Here is a 16498-nt window from a genome sequence, read left to right on the forward strand (position 1 = left end):
AAAAGAAAAGCACCTCCAAATTCTAGACTGTGTCTAAAATTTGGGGTGCAGTTCAGCTCAGGCGGTTGTCTTATTTCTTCTTATCATAAAAAGCTCCACCTATCCCACGCTGCTGTCCATAAGGATCGCTGTAGCTTTGGTTGTGCTTTTTCTTTTTGTTGTTAATCTGGATGTCTTTTTTTACTTCGTCAAATGATTGTTTGATGAAGCGGGTGATGATGTCATTGAATTGGATGATTTGATTGACTACAGTACGCTCTTCATCCGTCTTTGGTGGTGACACTTGATCGATCAACGGCTTTCTTTCTTTATGAAAGTCATTAATACGTTCAATAATGACTTCGCGTTCAACCTTTTTTGCTTCGTTTCGGATAAAAAGGAGCATAGACCGATGTAATGCTAGTAGTTTGTCGAATCTAGACATTACGCTTGTCCACCTTGTGCAAATTGTTTTTGTCGATTCAGTTGCATGGCTTCCTTCCAAGTATCACGGAGCTCTGTCATCATCGTTTCAGCTTCTTCAAGTGCCGAATGATCATTTTTTATATTTGCATCAATGAGTTTACGATTCGTGTAATCGTAAAGTTGCATAAGATTTTTCGATACTTCCACGTTCATATCGAGTTTGACCATAAGTTCATGCACAATCGCTTGAGCACGACCGATTAGACGATTTCTCTCTTCTATATTCTTTTCTCCCATCGCAACTTTCGCTTGTTTCATAAATTTCAAGCTGCCATTATAGAGCATCATCGTTAGTTCAGCTGGGGTCGCGGTAGTTACTGAATTACTTTGATACTTTGCATACGGATTCGCTGCCATCGTGTGAATCGCTCCCTTTTTCATGTTCACGCACAAAAAGGGGACAGTCCCCCTCGGTGCTGATTTGTTACTTCATTGTCTCTTAATTATTGTTGTGGTGCCATACCAAATTGTGCAAGCAGGTAGTTTAGCTGGTCGTTTTGTTGTTGCATGGCTACTTCAAACCCGGTAAATTGCGCCCAATGACGATCTTCTGTCACTTGGAGCCTGCGTTCCCAATCACTAATTTGTTTATCTATGGCATCCAAATTACGTCCCATGGTAAAATCGTTATTTGATCCGAGACCGCTCCCAGCATGCCTTGTTAAAAGTTCCATCGTAGCTGAAACGGTATCATTCAGCTTTTTTTCTATTCCTGGTGCTGCTTCGTCATCACTTGTAAACAATTCATAAACAGATTCCGGATCGTCTTTTAAGGCTTCACGAAGTTTTTCTTCATTAATTTCAAGCTTTCCACCATCCAAGTAGTTTGCGGTAGTTGTTATTCCAATTTGTGCAAGTTGACTGAATGCGCCGTCTGAATTAACTGCGTTATAAAAATCAGTTCTCATCCCTTCAACGACACTACTTAAATATTGATCGTTACGAAGAATACCACTCCTTGCTTCCTCTTCCCACTTTTCAATTTCCTCTTGTGTCATCTCCGCACGTTGTTCATCAGTTAAAGGCTTATAGTCACGATTTACCCCTTCTTGTAACTGACCATTTAATCCAGCAATTAATGCATTATACTCATTCACGAATTGCACAATGGCGTCAAAAGCATCCTCTGTATTATTTGAAGCTTGTATTGTGACAGGGTCAGAAAAAGTGCTTTTTAGTGAAATATCCATCCCTTCAATGGTGAACTCATTTGAAGTCCTTGTTGTTTCCAAACCATTTATCGTAAACTCAGCATTCGTACCACCTTTTTCATTAAGAGAGTCTAATTTAAACGCTTCTGAGAAAAATCCACCAAATTCCATTTCACGGCCATCTTCGTTAAAACTACCTGTTTCAGTACGAGTAACAGAAATCTTCCCAGTCGCTTCATCAAAAAACATACTGACACCACTATCGGATTTATTCACTTCATTTATTACATCCTCCAAAGAAGTGCCTGCGTCAAATTTAAATGTCGTTTCGACCGGTCCTCCTTCTTGGTGTATGGTCATGTTTGCTTCAGCGTACTGATAGCTGTACTGCGCATTCACTTCCGTATTCTCAGGAAGTTCTTCATAGAATGTAATCTTGCCATCATCATCAACAAAGAATTTACCTTCTTCTAGATCGTTTATGTCGTCAACTCTCTTAAACTCTCTCTCATTTGAGTAAGTTCTTTCTCCATCCTCTGAAACCGTGTAATCACGAACAGTTAATGTTTCTAAGCTATCTTCTCCTTGCTGACGCAACTGCAACGTATCCGTTGGTGTACCGTCTGTTCGAAACGTATCATTTTGCATATAATCATAACTTGCATCAATCGTACTTCCTTCACTCAGTTCGTCACCGAAGGTCATTTCACCAGTCGTTGGGTTAATATACACTGCACCTTCCTCTAACTCATCGAGATCCGTCACGACTTCATACTCTGTTTCAGTCCCATTTTTATCCGTTACTACAATTGTCGGTTCTTGTCCCTCAAACTGAATCTCTCCACCTGAAGTCAATTTCTTCAGCTGTGCTGTGGATGTAGCGGATGTAACCTCTATCGTTTCAGAAACACCATCACCATTCCCACAAGAAGTTGATTTCCACGTGATACCTTCCAATGCATCCCGTTGAGAATACAAACTTTTTGTTAGATCGATTCCTGTTCCGATCGGTTCTGAGCTAGAATTAGTCGCTGAGGTCGCCAGCTGACTTACTTTATCAAGAACATACGAAATGTTTCCTACAGAGGCAAGGGCTGTTGCGGTCACTTTTGAAGAATCACTTGATGTAACCGTTTTACTTAGGAATGTACTTTCCATCCGCATAGTTAACAAACTATCACTACGAAAAGTAGAGAGCTGCGTATTTACTGCTCGGTAACTGTCCATTTTCCACTGTAAAACTTGTTTGTCTTGCTTTATTCGATCAAGAGGCATTCTTTCTACTCTCATTAAATTTTGTATAATCGCCTCCGTATCCAAACCAGAAGCTATCCCGCTAAATCGAATGGCATTCATCCATGATCATCCCTTTCTTTTCTACGAACGTTCGCGATGTACTTTATATCGGTTACATAATGTGAATTTTAACCCGCAATGAGCAATCCAATCATGACTATATATCAACTCTCTACTCCAACTATACTTGTTGAAAAAAACAGCCCACCAAAACGGCTGTTACGACCGTAATGGGGGACTGTTCGATTATATTTTTTGATCCACCATAAAACCCATATAATCAACCATTCTCGACACCATATCTAAAAACTCTTCAGAAGGAATTTCCCGAATAATTTCTTCTGTTTGAACGTCAACAACCCGAATCATTAGTCGCTCCGTATCTTCATGTACATTGAATTTTACCGACGTATAATTCACTTCAAAAAGCTTGTTCATGTGATCAACCTGGCGCTGGATTTTCTGTGCCGTTTTCAAATGACTGTCACTCTTCTTTGCTTTGTCAATCTCTTCATTTATTTCCTCTATCACATTTCGTGCTTCGTGTGGTTCTCTCTCCTGTATATTCTTATTTAACTGCTCTTGATTGATCGACACATTCGACGCCACTTGAATCTTCATACCCATCCCCCACTTCTAATCTATTTTCCTTTATATCGGCTTTTATGAGAGATTTTGAATAAATTGAAAAGATAAACTACTTATTATGTATTTAACAATTTCTTTTATATCGATTCAATTTTATCCAAACAAAAAAGAACAACCCCATGGCTGCTCTTAGCATTTACTATCAATTCTAACTCTTTCCATGTTAAAACTAATGTTTAACTTGTAATTTCGCTTGTTCCCACGGGACAACCGATGCCTGCAGCAAATTCACTTCCTCCTGCAACATGACCATCTGTTCATTTAAGCGCTCATTTTCAGGCGAAGACACTTCGTTATCGACTGCATATTGGGCAATCACTCGCATCTTACCCAAACGTACATCAATCTCATCCAAAATCCGTAGCTGTTCCTTACTCCAAGTTAACTGACGCTCTAGCTCTGCACGCTCATCACCCATTTTGACACCCTCTCCAACAAACACTTGCTATGTATAATCCCAACTGCATCTTTCAACTATGTATAAAGAGGCTCCAGTTTCCCAGAGCCTCTTTCATTTGTTTTATTTTAATTATTATCCAAGTAGTTGAAGAACGGATTGTGGTGCTTGGTTTGCTTGTGCAAGCATTGCTTGTGAAGCTTGAGAAAGGATGTTTGCACGCGTCATTTCCATTACTTCTTTCGCCATATCAACGTCACGAATACGAGATTCAGCAGCTGATAGGTTTTCAGACGAGTTGTTCAAGTTAGAGATTGTGTGCTCAAGACGGTTTTGAGTTGCACCTAATTTAGAGCGTTCACCAGAAACTGTGTCAATTGCATTTTGAATAGCAGTAATGGCTGCCGCCGCACCTTCATGAGTAGACACGTCAAGTGCTTGCTCAGTAATATCATTGTTCGTGCCGTCAGTTACTCCACGACCTGAATCTTCAGTTCCTGCTGTAGTAATTCCTAGTGCAGCTGCTCTCATATCGCTAATAAAAAGAGACATGCTTTGATTTTCGTTAGCACCGATTTGGAATTTCAAGCCTTCTGAAGCAGGTGTATTAACGCCTGCAGTAGTTTCATCAACAACTATAGTTTGACCTTGCACATCAAGACCTGTTGCCGATTCAAATCCTGAATTTTGTTCAAAAGTCAGCACATCATTATTATTTGTAATATTATATTTTTCGCTAAGTTCCTCATTAGCTAATATAGCAAGTGCTAAAGCAGCTTCGTCAGTAGTACCTCCAACTATCTCAAATTTTTGTCCATCAATTACAATCTCACCATTATCAGTGAAGTTGACATCACTCAAGTCAATTTTGTATTCCCCAGCAATAGTCTCCCCTGGTTTAACGCCTGCAGTTTCTACATTAGATACTTCTACACCATCTATTCTTACTTCAAGAGCTGCTGCAGATTCAAATCCTGCATTTTGAGTGATAATTAGATTACCATCTTTTACTGAAGCAGTAAATCCTTCAATACCTTCTTCATTTATCGCTGCTGCTAATTCTTTAGCACTAATATCAGTAAGATTAATGTCAATGTTAGTACCTGCAATAGTAAGGTTGTCACCAGCTTCAATACCTTGAGCGATAGCATCTGCGTCAACAGAGATCACGCCTGCAACAGCTGCAGCTTTCTCACCATTCAATAACTTCTGAGTATTAAACTCAGTTGTGTTACCAATACGGTTAATTTCTGATGTAAGGTCGTTAATTTCTTTTTGAATCTCGTTACGGTCAGATTCTGTGTTTGTACCGTTTGCTGCTTGTGTTGCTAGTTCACGCATACGTTGTAGAATGTTTTGTGTTTCGCCAAGTGAACCTTCAGCTGTTTGGATTAGTGAAATACCATCTTGTGAGTTACGTGATGCTTGGTCAAGACCGCGTACTTGCGCGCGCATTTTTTCAGAGATTGCAAGACCCGCTGCATCGTCACCAGCTTTGTTGATGCGCATACCTGAAGATAGTTTCTCCATTGCCTTTTGAGCTGCGCCTTGGTTGATACCCATTTGACGGTGAGTGTTTAATGCTGGAATATTATTATTGATAATCATGTTTGTTTCCTCCTTGAGTGTTGTTAGTCCCACATCCTTGTGGTCTAGGCAAGCAGAAAGGTTGGCGGCCGTCCTCGCTTTCTGTTGCTACACTAGTAATATCGGATCAATCCCTAAACCTTTAATACTATTTACAAAAAAAATAACGAATGTTGCACATTTTACAGTGCAACGTTCGTTATTTGTTAAAGAGTGTCGATAAATCAATCTCTTGGGTGGCAGCAAGGTTGTTTTCTTGTTGAATCGTTTTGTACAATTCTGACCGAAAAATGTCAATGTCAGTCGGTGCTTCGATCCCAAGTTTGATTTGGTCCCCATCCATTTCAAGAATTTTCACTTCGATGTTGTCACCGATCATGATCGATTCATTGAGCTTACGTCGTAGAACGAGCATTACTTTCCCTCCTGTTCGGAGAGTTTCTTTGTTTGAATAAATGATGTTTAGGTGTGTATGGTGAATCAGTTAAGATGAGTTGTTTTGCTTGTTGTTTTTCAATGTTTATCACAACGGGTGCTTGTAGATTCGCTGTTGTGTTTTCGAATGGTGATTGCACGGTCAAGATCGTGAAGATGGCTACTTCGTCTGGCTCAGTAATCGCTAGTTTTCCAACCACTTTATCTGGCAGGTTTACTTCATAGTCAGGTTTAAATTCAAATGGATTCACCAGTATGAACGCCAGTGTTGGTTCTTCTGTTGATTGAAGAACGGTGAAGGCTGCATCTTGTTGTAATGGCAACAGTACAAATGATTTAGCGTCTGGGAATCCAGGGATGCCTTCTTCAAATGTAATCATGCTTTTTTCCTCTAGTTCAATGGTTCCGTGGTATTTTGTTTGCATACTGTTCATCCTTTAAGCATTCAGATTTACATGTTCACCGATGTATTCAAAATCAATCGCTGGCATGACGGCCATATAGCTACTTGCAGACCATTGCGGGATGTCAATTTGTGGATTATGACTTTGTGAATGAATAATCGGGTCGTTTTTTTGGACATCAATGGTTAATTGAGATGGCTGATAGTCAATTTTCACATCAAAAGGTGTTTTCGGTAGGTAGCCAAGTGCAAGTTGTTTCATGGGCCGCCTGCTATTTTGTTTGGCAATGGCCGCAATGGCTCCACCACCATTTTCAATTTCCATCATTTGTCTGCCTTGTTGCGCTCTTTTTTTTACATTACTTGAAAATTGCGCTAGCGCATTTGCCACATAATCATCTGCTCTACGTAATGGACCTTTACGATCCATCGCCGCAAAGGCTTCTGTTTGATCGATCGAAAGTTGACCGGGCTGAACATCCATCGTGAGTTCAGCTTTCGGTTGTTGAATCGAAAGATCAGCTTTCGGCTGCTTCATCGACATTGTCGGTTGATCGTATTGAATGCCCATTTCAGCATTTGTCATGTGATAGCGCAGGGATGATGTGATCATTCGATTCACCTCTTTCTTCACCTACATTTTAACGAAGGTAATCAACCAACGATGTTTGTATGATATTTGAAGTAACAGCAAGCGTTGCGTTTAATACCGTTTCCTCAGAAAGCAAGTCCATAATGACGCGCTCTATATCTACATCTTCGTTATTAGACATCGCATTTATCGCGATCACTTCTTGTTCAACGAGACGTGCATCAATCATTTCTACACGATTGTATTTCGCACCGACTTCAGCTCGTTGTGAAAGGAAGGCATCCATGTGGTTATCTATTTTTTCAATGAATGGAGATATTTCTTCACCTGACTCTCCAGCATTTAATTTATTCGTAAGTGCGTATAGATCGCCAAATAATTCAGCAGTGAACACTTCACCAGCTGCGATATTTACTCCTATTTCAACCCCCTTCATCACTTCAATCGTAACTTCTTCACTGTTTGTTGGGAGGGCTGATTTCTCCATAACGACTACTTCATCTGCAGGTAACGGTTCGCTCGTGTCTGCGTCAACAAATTGATCATCAATCAACACGTAGTTAGAGGTACCATCAGTAAATACCCCCTCCTCTTCATTCCACTCAAACGTTTTGCTGTCGTATACAAATAAATATTCTTCGTTTGGAAGGTCCATGTCTGCTATCGCAATATTGATTTTTTCAAGATCAAATGGTGCATTACTCGTATCTGTCCCATTGAAGATGTACTGGCCATTGACTTGTGTATTGCCAATTGCTCCAACATGTTCGATCAACTGAGTTAGTTCTTTGGCAATCGCTTGAAGTTCATTATCACCAAGTGTTTCATTGGCTGCTTGTATCGTTAGTTCACTAATACGCGTCATCACTTTACCAACTTCATCAAGGGATGAATCTGTGTTGTCCATCCAGCTGTATACTTGCGGTATGTTGCGATCAAGGTATTGACGAATCTCTCCTACCTCTGTACGGTAATTAATCGATTGCATCGCCACAACAGGATCTTGCGAGGGTTTAGTAATTTTTTTACCGGTCGTCAGCTGATTTGTATATGTTTGCATGCGTTGGTAGCTTGAATTCAAGTTGTTTAGCGCGCTACTACTGAGCATAGATTGGGTGACTCTCATTTAATTCCCTCCTTTTTATCGGCCAACGAGGCCCATTCCGTTTATGATTGTATCGAGCATTTCATCAACTGCGGTCATATTCCGTGATGCAGCGTTAAATGCTTGTTGAAATTGGATCAAGTTGACCATTTCTTCATCGAGAGAGACGGAACTGACTGAGGATCTGTTTAGTTGAATGGATTCTAGTACCATAGCGCTGTTACTGCCAAGACGAACGGCTTCAGACGTTTGAACGCCCATCTTCCCGATCATGCCTTGGTAATAGTCCATCACACTTGATTCTTGAGAACCAAAAGTTAACTCCATATCCTTCACATCTGCTAATAAAAGAGCATTGTCTCCATTACCTGCGTAAGCGATACCGTCTTCACCAGGTAAAGCTGCTGCGATTCGATCTGCGTTTATGTCACTTGACAGTTTAATATTTTTTGCGGCATTCGTCGGATCTGAGATTGAATCCAAGTCAAAGAAGTTGATTTCTTCACCTTTTTCACCATTTTTTATATCTTCCAGGTTCCACCCTTGGCTATGCACCTCATTAAATGCATTAGCAAATTCGTATGCAAGCAAATTGAGCTCGCTAATCATCTCAGGGTAAGCCCCTTTCACTTCAACTTCTGTTGCTGTCGCATCTTCTGTGTAGCCAAAGTTATAAATATGACCAAGTAAAGATCCTTTTGATGTGAATTCCTCCATAGTGAATTGTTTTTCAGAAACAAATGTACCTTGTTCGTTCATTCTTCCAACTTCAATATTTGTCACGTAACTCTGTGTGTCATCCATATTCACTTTTATCTGATTTACACGATCCACGCTGCCATTGACCAGAAACGCCATTGATTTATTTTGGTCGTCGAGAAGTTCGATCGTTACTTTTCCTTGTGCTGATGCAGGTGAAAGTCCACCACTGCTCGTGTAGCTGACTTTAATGTTTACGTGTTCCGATAGATCATCAACTAACATGTCACGTTGATCGTACAAGTCATTTGGTAAGTAGCCACTTGCCTCCATTTTGGCAATTTGGCTGTTTAAGTCGTTAATTTGGTTAAGGAGCGAATTTACTTCAACTTCCGTGTTGTTGATTTGAGTACCTATGTTTTTTTTGTTAACGTTTAGTTGGTCATCGAGGTAGTTAAATGTATCTGCTACAGCTTGTCCACGTTCAAGAACAACTCTACGTGCGGCATTGTCATCAGGATTAGTGGCGAGATCTCCTAGTGACGACCAGAATTGGTTCAAAACATTTGACAGTCCATAGTCAGATGGTTCGTTCAGGACTTCTTCCATGCGATGAAGGCCTGTTGCTTGCGAACTCCAATAGCCAAGGTCCGTGCTTTGCTGACGGTATTGACTGTCGAGGAAGCTGTCGCGGTAACGTTGAATCGACCCCACTTCGACTCCTGTTCCTACTTGACCAGCAATGACCGGGCTATTCATAGAAGCAGTTGGAAATGCATTTGTTGCTTGAAAGTCAATCGTTTGGCGTGAATAGCCTAGTGTATTAGCGTTGGCAATGTTATGGCCTGTCGTATAAAGTGCACTTTGCTGTGTGGCAATCGCACGTTTGGCTGTTTCAAGTCCTGAAAAAGTACTCATTGTATTCCCTCCGTTTGTCCGTTACGTACGCGAGTCAAAAATTGATCGATTCGGTCGAGCTTGGTTTGGTGTACCTTGTTTATTGGAATAGTTCATCGTATTTTTTTTCGGCATGATCAGTTCCATTGTCATATTGACGAATTGCAGAGATTGATAGGTGAGCTGTTGATTAAGTTCATTTTTCTGTGAGAGTGCCTTAATCACGATAAGGAGCTCGTCCTTTTTTTGTTGTAGCTTGTCTTTTAGCGATGGGTCTGACACTGCGTCCATACACTGATCAAGTGTGGGTGTGTCGATCGATTGGCCGGCTTTTTGAAAAAGTTGGCACGCTTCTTTTTGACGCTGTTGTTCAACCGTATTGATCGCCGTAATATAGGTTTTTTCTTGTTTGAGAAGTTTCTGCAAGCTGTCTGTATCCCTTTCTTTCAGGGTAACAGCTTTACGTTCTGTAACTGTCAAGAGACCTTCATGTAATTTTACGAGCTTATCGAGTGTTTCGAGCAATTCGTTTGCCATATATCATTCTCCTTTAATGGAAGATTAAAGTCCGCGGAAATGTTTCAATAGATCATTAGCCGTTTGCTTTGGATCAGCTTTATATGTTCCGCTTTCAATATCAACTTTTAACTGATCGATCTTTTCTTGGCGCTCCGCCTGAATGCGGTCGCTACCTTGCATTTCTTTTGCTTGAGAAGAAATCTCTAGCTTATCAGCCATACCCGTTTTTTTCCCCTCGGCTTGATCGATCTTCGCTGATTGACGGTTGTATGGGTTGACATTTGCATTGCTTAATGGATTGATTTTCATACGGATTCACCTGCTTTCCTTTAGTTAAAGGTTGCTCATTGTCTTTTATATCGGCAATTGTCTAAAAAGTTAAAGGTACATGGGAAAATTAAAAAGAAAGTCCCATGCACCTCTATGTTTGTTGTTATTTTTGATTCTTGTCATCTTTGAATGATAAATACGTTTGCTTTTGATGAGCGGCAATCTCTTCTTTGAAGGCACGGTTATTGTTATCACGCTTTAAGTCAGACTTAATGCTTTCAGAACATGTACCGCATAGCTTTCCTTCGGTTACTAACGTTCCGCAGTTGTCACATGGATAACCGAGACCTGGAAATTGAGCAGGTTGCAGACGGCGCTTTCGAACCCATTTATGAAGAAGTGATTTTTTAGCACCTGTTACTTCCTCAATTCGATCGATCGTAGCCGCACGATTTTCACGCTTACGTAGAAACTGATAAACCTTATCAAACAGCTCTTCTTCCTTCATAAAGCAGCTTGGACATACATCTCGCAAACCATTAAAGTTAAAAATGGCATTACACGTTGGGCAATTTCGTACTTGAACCATGGTGTGAAGCCCCCAGTCGTTTTCTTTCATTATATAACAAAGGAATGATGGGTGGAGTGGAGAATTGGTGATTTTTAGGTGAACATTGGATCAGCTTGACCCCCACTATCTGCCTACCGTCACAGATGAAACCTTTGCTGCACCCGCTTGTTTTAATGTGTAAGCCGCGTGTCGGATCGTTGTGCCGGTTGTGTAGAGATCGTCTATGAGTAGAATGGATTTAGTTGCTAGATGGTGGGCTGTTTCGAAGGGGTTTTCTGTGGTATGGCGGTCTCTCTTAGATTTTTTTGCCTGTCTCGTGGTTGTGTCGTCGGTTCTTGTTAAAAGGAGTTCATAGGGGAGGTTTGCTTCGATCAAAAGGGCTTCTGATTGGTTGAAGGAACGATCGCGGAGACGTTGTTCATTTAGTGGAATGGGTGTGAGGATGTCGTAGCTTGGCATTATTTTGATGACTTCGTTCATTTTTTTTGAGAAGCAGCTAGCAATTGCGTAGTCACGGTCGTATTTAAAGCGTTTAATAAGAGCTTTGAGGCTGTCGTTGTAGGAATAGAGTGCGCGATTTTGGTCGAGTGTGGTGCTATAAGTTGGGTGCTTGGACCAAGTGATGCAGTCGTGACAGGCGTAAGATTTTTCAGCAAGTGGGCGCGAGCAAGTAGTGCAGATGCGGTTATGATCGATTGGTCGAAGTGTCGAAGCACATTTTTCGCAAATCGGTTCAGGGATACTTGGCGTGAATAGGTCACGCCAGCTTAATTGAGGAAACATAGGATCGTGGCAAATGATGCAATGACTCATTGGTTGTCCCCCTTTAGCCATCCACCCTTTTTCGCCTCACGATTCATGCGTTGGATGTGCTGCCTAGCTTTTATGATCGCTTTTGTGTGACCAAAATGGAAGAACGTTACGTCTCCTGTAGGGTGGTGTTGGTCTCGCCCCGCTCTCCCTGCGATTTGAACGAGAGCACTTTCTGTGAAGATCGTTTTTTCAGCTGCAAATACTGCCACTTCTACTTTTGAAAAGGTAACTCCTCTTTCTAAAATGGTTGTGGTGAGGAGAAGTTGGATTTCGCTGTTGCGCATTTGTTGGACTTTATGTGTGCGGTCTGGGTCTTGTGCGTGGACAGAAGCTAGTTTAGTAGTAGTGGATTTTGATTGTAAAATCGATTCGATCTTGTGCATGGACTCGATGTCTGGCATGAAGATGAGAATGGGACGTTGGTTTTTAATGCGGGGTTCGAGCCATTTTTGAAAGGAACAGGGTAGACGTTTTCGGTCGAGCGTTTTTTTCCAATTTCCGATCCATTTCGTAGTGGGTTCGGGGAGTGGATGACCGTGGTAGCGTGCGGTGATGTGGATATATTGAAGCTCCCCCTTTTTAACCGATTGCATCATGCCTTTGTTAGGCGTAGCTGTGACGAAAATACGTGTGGAGTCGGGAGTGCGTGCGTTTTCAGCGGCTTGCATTAGCGTGTCATCCGCAGAAAACGGAAAGGCATCTACTTCGTCAATGATCATCACGTCGAACGCATGGCGATATCGATAAAGCTGGTGTGTAGTGGCGATGGTCAGTTGTGCTTCGTCGTTGCGCTGGTCACTGCCACCGTATAGCGCTTCGATTTTGGTGGTGGCAAATGCTTGTTGGAGTCGAGGATAAAGTTCTTTGACGACGTCTCTACGCGGAGTGGCGATACAGATTCGTTGCTGGCTAGTGAGAGCGTAGGCGATTGCTTCGAAAAGCATTTCGGTTTTTCCCGCTCCGCATACAGCATGGACGAGTGTAGAGGTTTTTGTTTGGATCGCTTGAACAAGTTTTTGTGAGGCGTGTTGTTGAGGTTTGGAGAGTATCCCGGTCCAAATTAGAACGGGCTGTGTCGGTATGGAGTAACGTGGTTTTTGTGGTCCCATCCATTTGACGATGGATGAGCAGGACGAGGCTTTGCCCATATTGATACAGTTTCGGCAGTACGTACAAATTTTTTGGCAACGAGCACAGTGGTGTTTGGCGAAAAGTGAGTTTTGAGTGTTGTGACAGCGCATGCATCTAGTGGTGTGTTTTTCGATGATGATGGAGGGCTCATAGATTAGATAGCCATTTTGATGATGGGTGTCAATTACTTGTTGAGGAAATTTAGTGAGGACTTCATCTTGAAGTAGTTGTTTACCAGTTAGAAGAGTTCGGAGTTCGTTTGAGAAGGGTGGACAATTGAGTGATGTAACTACGGTTTGCATGAAGCGCCTCCTTTTAAAGTACATAGGGTATGTTTTGGGGATATAAAATGAGAACGGCTGGGCGCCGCTCTCTTATTATCCATCTAGCTTGTCGGGGCTGAACAAGCCGATTGCGCTACCGCTTCATCCAGTTCCATCGGCTAGCCCCTCGAGGTCATAAGTCTCACTGACTTGATGGCATAAAGCGCCATCCTGCCAGCGCGCCTTATGCTTGTCGGGGCTGAACAAGCCGATTGCGCTATCGCTTCATCCAGCCAAGACCCATGGCACCTTCGCCGAGATGCGTTCCGATGACGGGACCGAAGTGGCTAATGCTGAATGAGACGTTTGGCAATTGCTGCTCGATATCGTGTTTCCATTCGTGCGCATCATCTTCACGGTTGGCATGGATGATGACGGCTTGAAGATGATCATATTTCGCTGCGTCTTCTGTAAGCATGTCAACGATTCGTTTCATCGCTTTTTTACGCGTGCGAATTTTTTCGAAAGGCTCGATTTTTTTATCAACAAAATGCAGAAGTGGCTTAACCTGAAGCAAGCTTCCAATGATGACTTGTGCATTGGAAAGTCGTCCGCCTCGTTGAAGATGATTGAGACTATCCACCATAAAATAGGCGCGCGTTGTTTGCTTTAAGGTATGTAAATGTTCAATGATCGTTTCAGCTGAACAGCCTCGCTGTGCCATCTCAGCTGCTTCAAGCACGAACATTCCTTGAGGCATGCAGGAAATTTCCGAGTCAAATGGATGCACATGGATGGCATCTACCATGTCGCCTGCTTGTACTGCACCAGCAAAAGTGCCGCTAATCTCACTTGAAAGGTGAATCGATACGACGTCGTCATAGTCCGCTGAAAGCTCTTCGTAAAGTGCTGCAAACTGACCTACTGGGGGTTGAGAAGTGGTTGGAAGCTGTTTTTCTGTACGGACTGATTCGTAAAACTCATCCGTTGTAAGGTCCACTTCCTCCTGGTACATCTTCCCGCCCATAATCACACTCAGCGGAATCATTTTTATCGAAAGTTCATCACGTATCTTTTTTGGTATATACGCCGTACTATCCGTCACAATTGCTGTCTTCATCCTATCATTCCTATCTTCACATCTTAATGTCCACGTTTATATATGGATCTACACTCAATATGAAAGGGGGCCATTCCCTCTTAAACCCCTTTACACTATCCAACTTTATTTTAGACCATTGGGGGTGGGAAAGCGATAGTTTTTTGGCGTGTTGCATGCTTTAGATCGTTAAATCGATCAGAACTCTTTAACGCTCTAAAGCGTGATTCACCTCCGTCATAAATGGATTTTGGTGGTTTTATTGTTCGCTGCGTATTCACTGTGATGTCGTGTGTTCGAGTTGTTGTGAGATGCTTGTTATTGTGTATTGTTTCCATAAAAAATAGAGGCTAAGCGGGGAGCAGGGGATCCGCTTAGCTTTTTCAAGAAGAGCGCGATTAGTCATTTTTTCTGCTTATACTCTTTTTACTTCATTACGGTAAATACGATTCCAATATCGATAAAAGTAAACATGTATTTAACAATGTTGTTTTCATTCTTTGCTCTCCTTATGTTTTTTTTGATTTTCATTTGTTCCAACATTAGCGTCCTGTGCCAATCTTGAAGAATACCTTTCGAGCTTAGAAAAAACGGTGCCCAGCCAAGTCTTTGTCATGGATAAGTCTTCAAGCGCTTTTTGCCTTTGGCGCTCTATTTCTACAGGTGCGGGTCCCCCGAGAACGTCTCGAACGTTAACAAAATCGATAGGGTTAGTCGCTTGGTGATATTCTTGATCAGAAAAAGAGATAGAAAGATTATAATCGTCTTTGGCAAATTGATTGATCCTTTCAGCTGATCCTTGCGAGAGGTTTTTATCTTCTTGTAAAAGTTGTTTAACCAACTGGCTGACAATCGCATGTGAAGTCCGAAAAGGAACGTCATGGTTTCGTACTAACAAGTCAGCGATTTCAGTCACAGTGGAAAATCCATTTTTCGCTCGATCACAAAGCAACTCTTCATTAAATGTACAATCTTGAAGAATTTCTGTTAACAATGAAAGTATATCCTCTGTATGTTGTACACCATTATGCAATTTAGGTTGTATGTCATCGCCAATGTCTACGATGTCCCCTAAAGGAACACTGTGTGCTAGTAAGATTGTACTTTGTAATTCTGCCATCGCTTTGCTGATTGAAGCTCTAGTATGTTCTAAGGCTGAAGGGTTTCTTTTTTGTGGCATGATACTTGAGGTCTGAACATGTTTGTCATGAAGGCGGAGTGTATTCACTTCATTTGTCGACATAAACATTAAGTCATAAATGAAACGGGAGAGGGTGCTTAGTGATATGGATAAAACGCTTGCCATTTCGAGCATGAAATCAGAAGCAGAAATCGCGTCATAGGAGTTCGACATGGGTCCATCGAAACCCAATCTTTTACTTATGTCGTGACGATCAATGTTGAATCCAGTTGTAGTCAAAGCGGCCGCTCCCATAGGACAGAGGTTGGTCCGATTATAAAGAGATATTCCTCTTTGAACATCTCTTTGTAGATTGTTTTCTACAGCGAGAAAATAGTGCGCCAGTGTTGTCGGCTGTGCCTGTTGATTGTGAGTGTGGGCAGGTATGACTGTGTTTTTGTGTTCGTTTGCTAGGGTAAGTATAACGAAACGCAAATGATTAATGTTCTCGATCCATTTTGCAATTTTTTCTCTCCAGTACATTCGAAACATGGTTGTATCCATGTCATTTCTACTAAAAGCAATATGCATATTCCCAACAAGTTGATCACCAATATCGCTTGAGAGTTCGTCTTCAAGCATAAAGAATAAATCTTCAAAATTCGTATTGTATTTTTTATTATATCCTCTCTCTAATACCTTATAAGTCGCTTGAAGAATCGTATCTGCTTCTTCCCGTTTTATTATTTTTTGTTTCTTTAACATAAGAACATGAGCCAAATTTATTTCCATTATATATTTGAAAAAATAATCCTTTGTGAAATTATATGTAGGCTCGAGAACCGTATTTATGTATATCTCTGATCTTTTTCCGATCACTTGATGTCCTCCTCGTTTTTGTATTGTGGAGTCATGTTCGCAACTGCCCCTTTTAATATATTGAAAGTGAAATAGTCAAATAAGCTTTTGATATTCCTGCTTATCAATATCGTATTGATTCACTCTGGACCGGAGTTGGTTCAATGCCTATATATCGA

Annotated in this window: 18 protein-coding genes; all 18 read right to left on the reverse strand. The window is 41.5% G+C overall.

Translation table 11 applies throughout. From position 1 onward, the window contains the following. Positions 1-70: 70 nt before the first annotated feature. The 18 genes from fliT to argH all read right to left on the reverse strand — a co-directional run bounded on the left by fliT (position 71) and on the right by argH (position 16340). Positions 71-424 (reverse strand): flagellar protein FliT, encoded by a 354-nt coding sequence (gene fliT, locus AB1471_RS10620; RefSeq protein WP_367779743.1) that lies wholly within the window; start codon positions 422-424, stop codon positions 71-73. Then, positions 424-822 carry a flagellar export chaperone FliS gene (gene fliS / locus AB1471_RS10625; protein WP_367779744.1) on the reverse strand — a complete coding sequence of 133 codons (399 nt, stop codon included), beginning with the start codon at positions 820-822 and terminating at the stop codon, positions 424-426. Before fliS ends, fliT begins: the two co-directional genes overlap by 1 nt. A gap of 86 nt (positions 823-908) precedes the next feature. Continuing rightward, positions 909-2972, reverse strand: a complete 2064-nt coding sequence (fliD, locus tag AB1471_RS10630; RefSeq protein ID WP_367779745.1) for a flagellar filament capping protein FliD — start codon at positions 2970-2972, stop codon at positions 909-911. Positions 2973-3158: 186 nt separating this feature from the next. Further along, positions 3159-3533, reverse strand: a complete 375-nt coding sequence (locus tag AB1471_RS10635) for a flagellar protein FlaG (RefSeq protein WP_367779746.1) — start codon at positions 3531-3533, stop codon at positions 3159-3161. Positions 3534-3729: 196 nt separating this feature from the next. After that, positions 3730-4002, reverse strand: a complete 273-nt coding sequence (locus tag AB1471_RS10640; protein WP_367779747.1) for a hypothetical protein — start codon at positions 4000-4002, stop codon at positions 3730-3732. A 90-nt stretch (positions 4003-4092) separates the two neighbouring features. After that, positions 4093-5565: a flagellin N-terminal helical domain-containing protein gene (locus tag AB1471_RS10645; protein WP_367779748.1), complete on the reverse strand. Its 1473-nt coding sequence runs from the start codon at positions 5563-5565 to the stop codon at positions 4093-4095. A gap of 178 nt (positions 5566-5743) precedes the next feature. Further along, positions 5744-5959, reverse strand: coding sequence for a carbon storage regulator CsrA (gene csrA, locus AB1471_RS10650; RefSeq protein WP_367779749.1), 216 nt, complete (start codon positions 5957-5959; stop codon positions 5744-5746). Beyond that, positions 5940-6404, reverse strand: a complete 465-nt coding sequence (gene fliW / locus AB1471_RS10655) for a flagellar assembly protein FliW (protein ID WP_437342359.1) — start codon at positions 6402-6404, stop codon at positions 5940-5942. The genes csrA and fliW overlap by 20 nt, the downstream gene beginning before the upstream one ends. Positions 6405-6416: 12 nt before the next feature. Then, positions 6417-6995 carry a DUF6470 family protein gene (locus tag AB1471_RS10660; protein ID WP_367779751.1) on the reverse strand — a complete coding sequence of 193 codons (579 nt, stop codon included), beginning with the start codon at positions 6993-6995 and terminating at the stop codon, positions 6417-6419. A gap of 28 nt (positions 6996-7023) precedes the next feature. Next, positions 7024-8100, reverse strand: a complete 1077-nt coding sequence (gene flgL, locus AB1471_RS10665; RefSeq protein WP_367779752.1) for a flagellar hook-associated protein FlgL — start codon at positions 8098-8100, stop codon at positions 7024-7026. Positions 8101-8115: 15 nt separating this feature from the next. After that, on the reverse strand, positions 8116-9696 hold the full coding sequence (gene flgK, locus AB1471_RS10670) for a flagellar hook-associated protein FlgK (RefSeq protein WP_367779753.1): 1581 nt from the start codon (positions 9694-9696) through the stop codon (positions 8116-8118). Positions 9697-9717: 21 nt separating this feature from the next. Continuing rightward, positions 9718-10212, reverse strand: coding sequence for a flagellar protein FlgN (locus AB1471_RS10675; protein WP_367779754.1), 495 nt, complete (start codon positions 10210-10212; stop codon positions 9718-9720). A gap of 24 nt (positions 10213-10236) precedes the next feature. Continuing rightward, positions 10237-10503 (reverse strand): flagellar biosynthesis anti-sigma factor FlgM, encoded by a 267-nt coding sequence (flgM, locus tag AB1471_RS10680; protein ID WP_367779755.1) that lies wholly within the window; start codon positions 10501-10503, stop codon positions 10237-10239. 124 nt (positions 10504-10627) lie between these two features. Continuing rightward, a complete protein-coding gene (locus AB1471_RS10685; protein ID WP_367779756.1) occupies positions 10628-11053 on the reverse strand; it encodes a TIGR03826 family flagellar region protein in 426 nt (141 codons plus the stop codon). 105 nt (positions 11054-11158) lie between these two features. Then, complete coding sequence (locus AB1471_RS10690) at positions 11159-11848, reverse strand: ComF family protein (RefSeq protein ID WP_367779757.1); 690 nt, start codon at positions 11846-11848, stop codon at positions 11159-11161. Beyond that, positions 11845-13281, reverse strand: a complete 1437-nt coding sequence (locus AB1471_RS10695; RefSeq protein ID WP_367779758.1) for an ATP-dependent helicase ComFA — start codon at positions 13279-13281, stop codon at positions 11845-11847. The genes AB1471_RS10690 and AB1471_RS10695 overlap by 4 nt, the downstream gene beginning before the upstream one ends. A 238-nt stretch (positions 13282-13519) precedes the next feature. Next, the gene (locus AB1471_RS10700) at positions 13520-14362 is read right to left on the reverse strand and encodes a DegV family protein (RefSeq protein WP_367779759.1); all 843 of its coding nucleotides are present in this window, start codon (positions 14360-14362) and stop codon (positions 13520-13522) included. 472 nt (positions 14363-14834) lie between these two features. Continuing rightward, positions 14835-16340, reverse strand: a complete 1506-nt coding sequence (gene argH, locus AB1471_RS10705) for an argininosuccinate lyase (protein ID WP_367779760.1) — start codon at positions 16338-16340, stop codon at positions 14835-14837. Positions 16341-16498: the final 158 nt, after the last annotated feature.

Origin of the sequence: Jeotgalibacillus marinus, assembly GCF_040801915.1 — a bacterium.
GTDB classification, from domain to species: Bacteria; Bacillota; Bacilli; order Bacillales; family Jeotgalibacillaceae; genus Jeotgalibacillus; species Jeotgalibacillus marinus.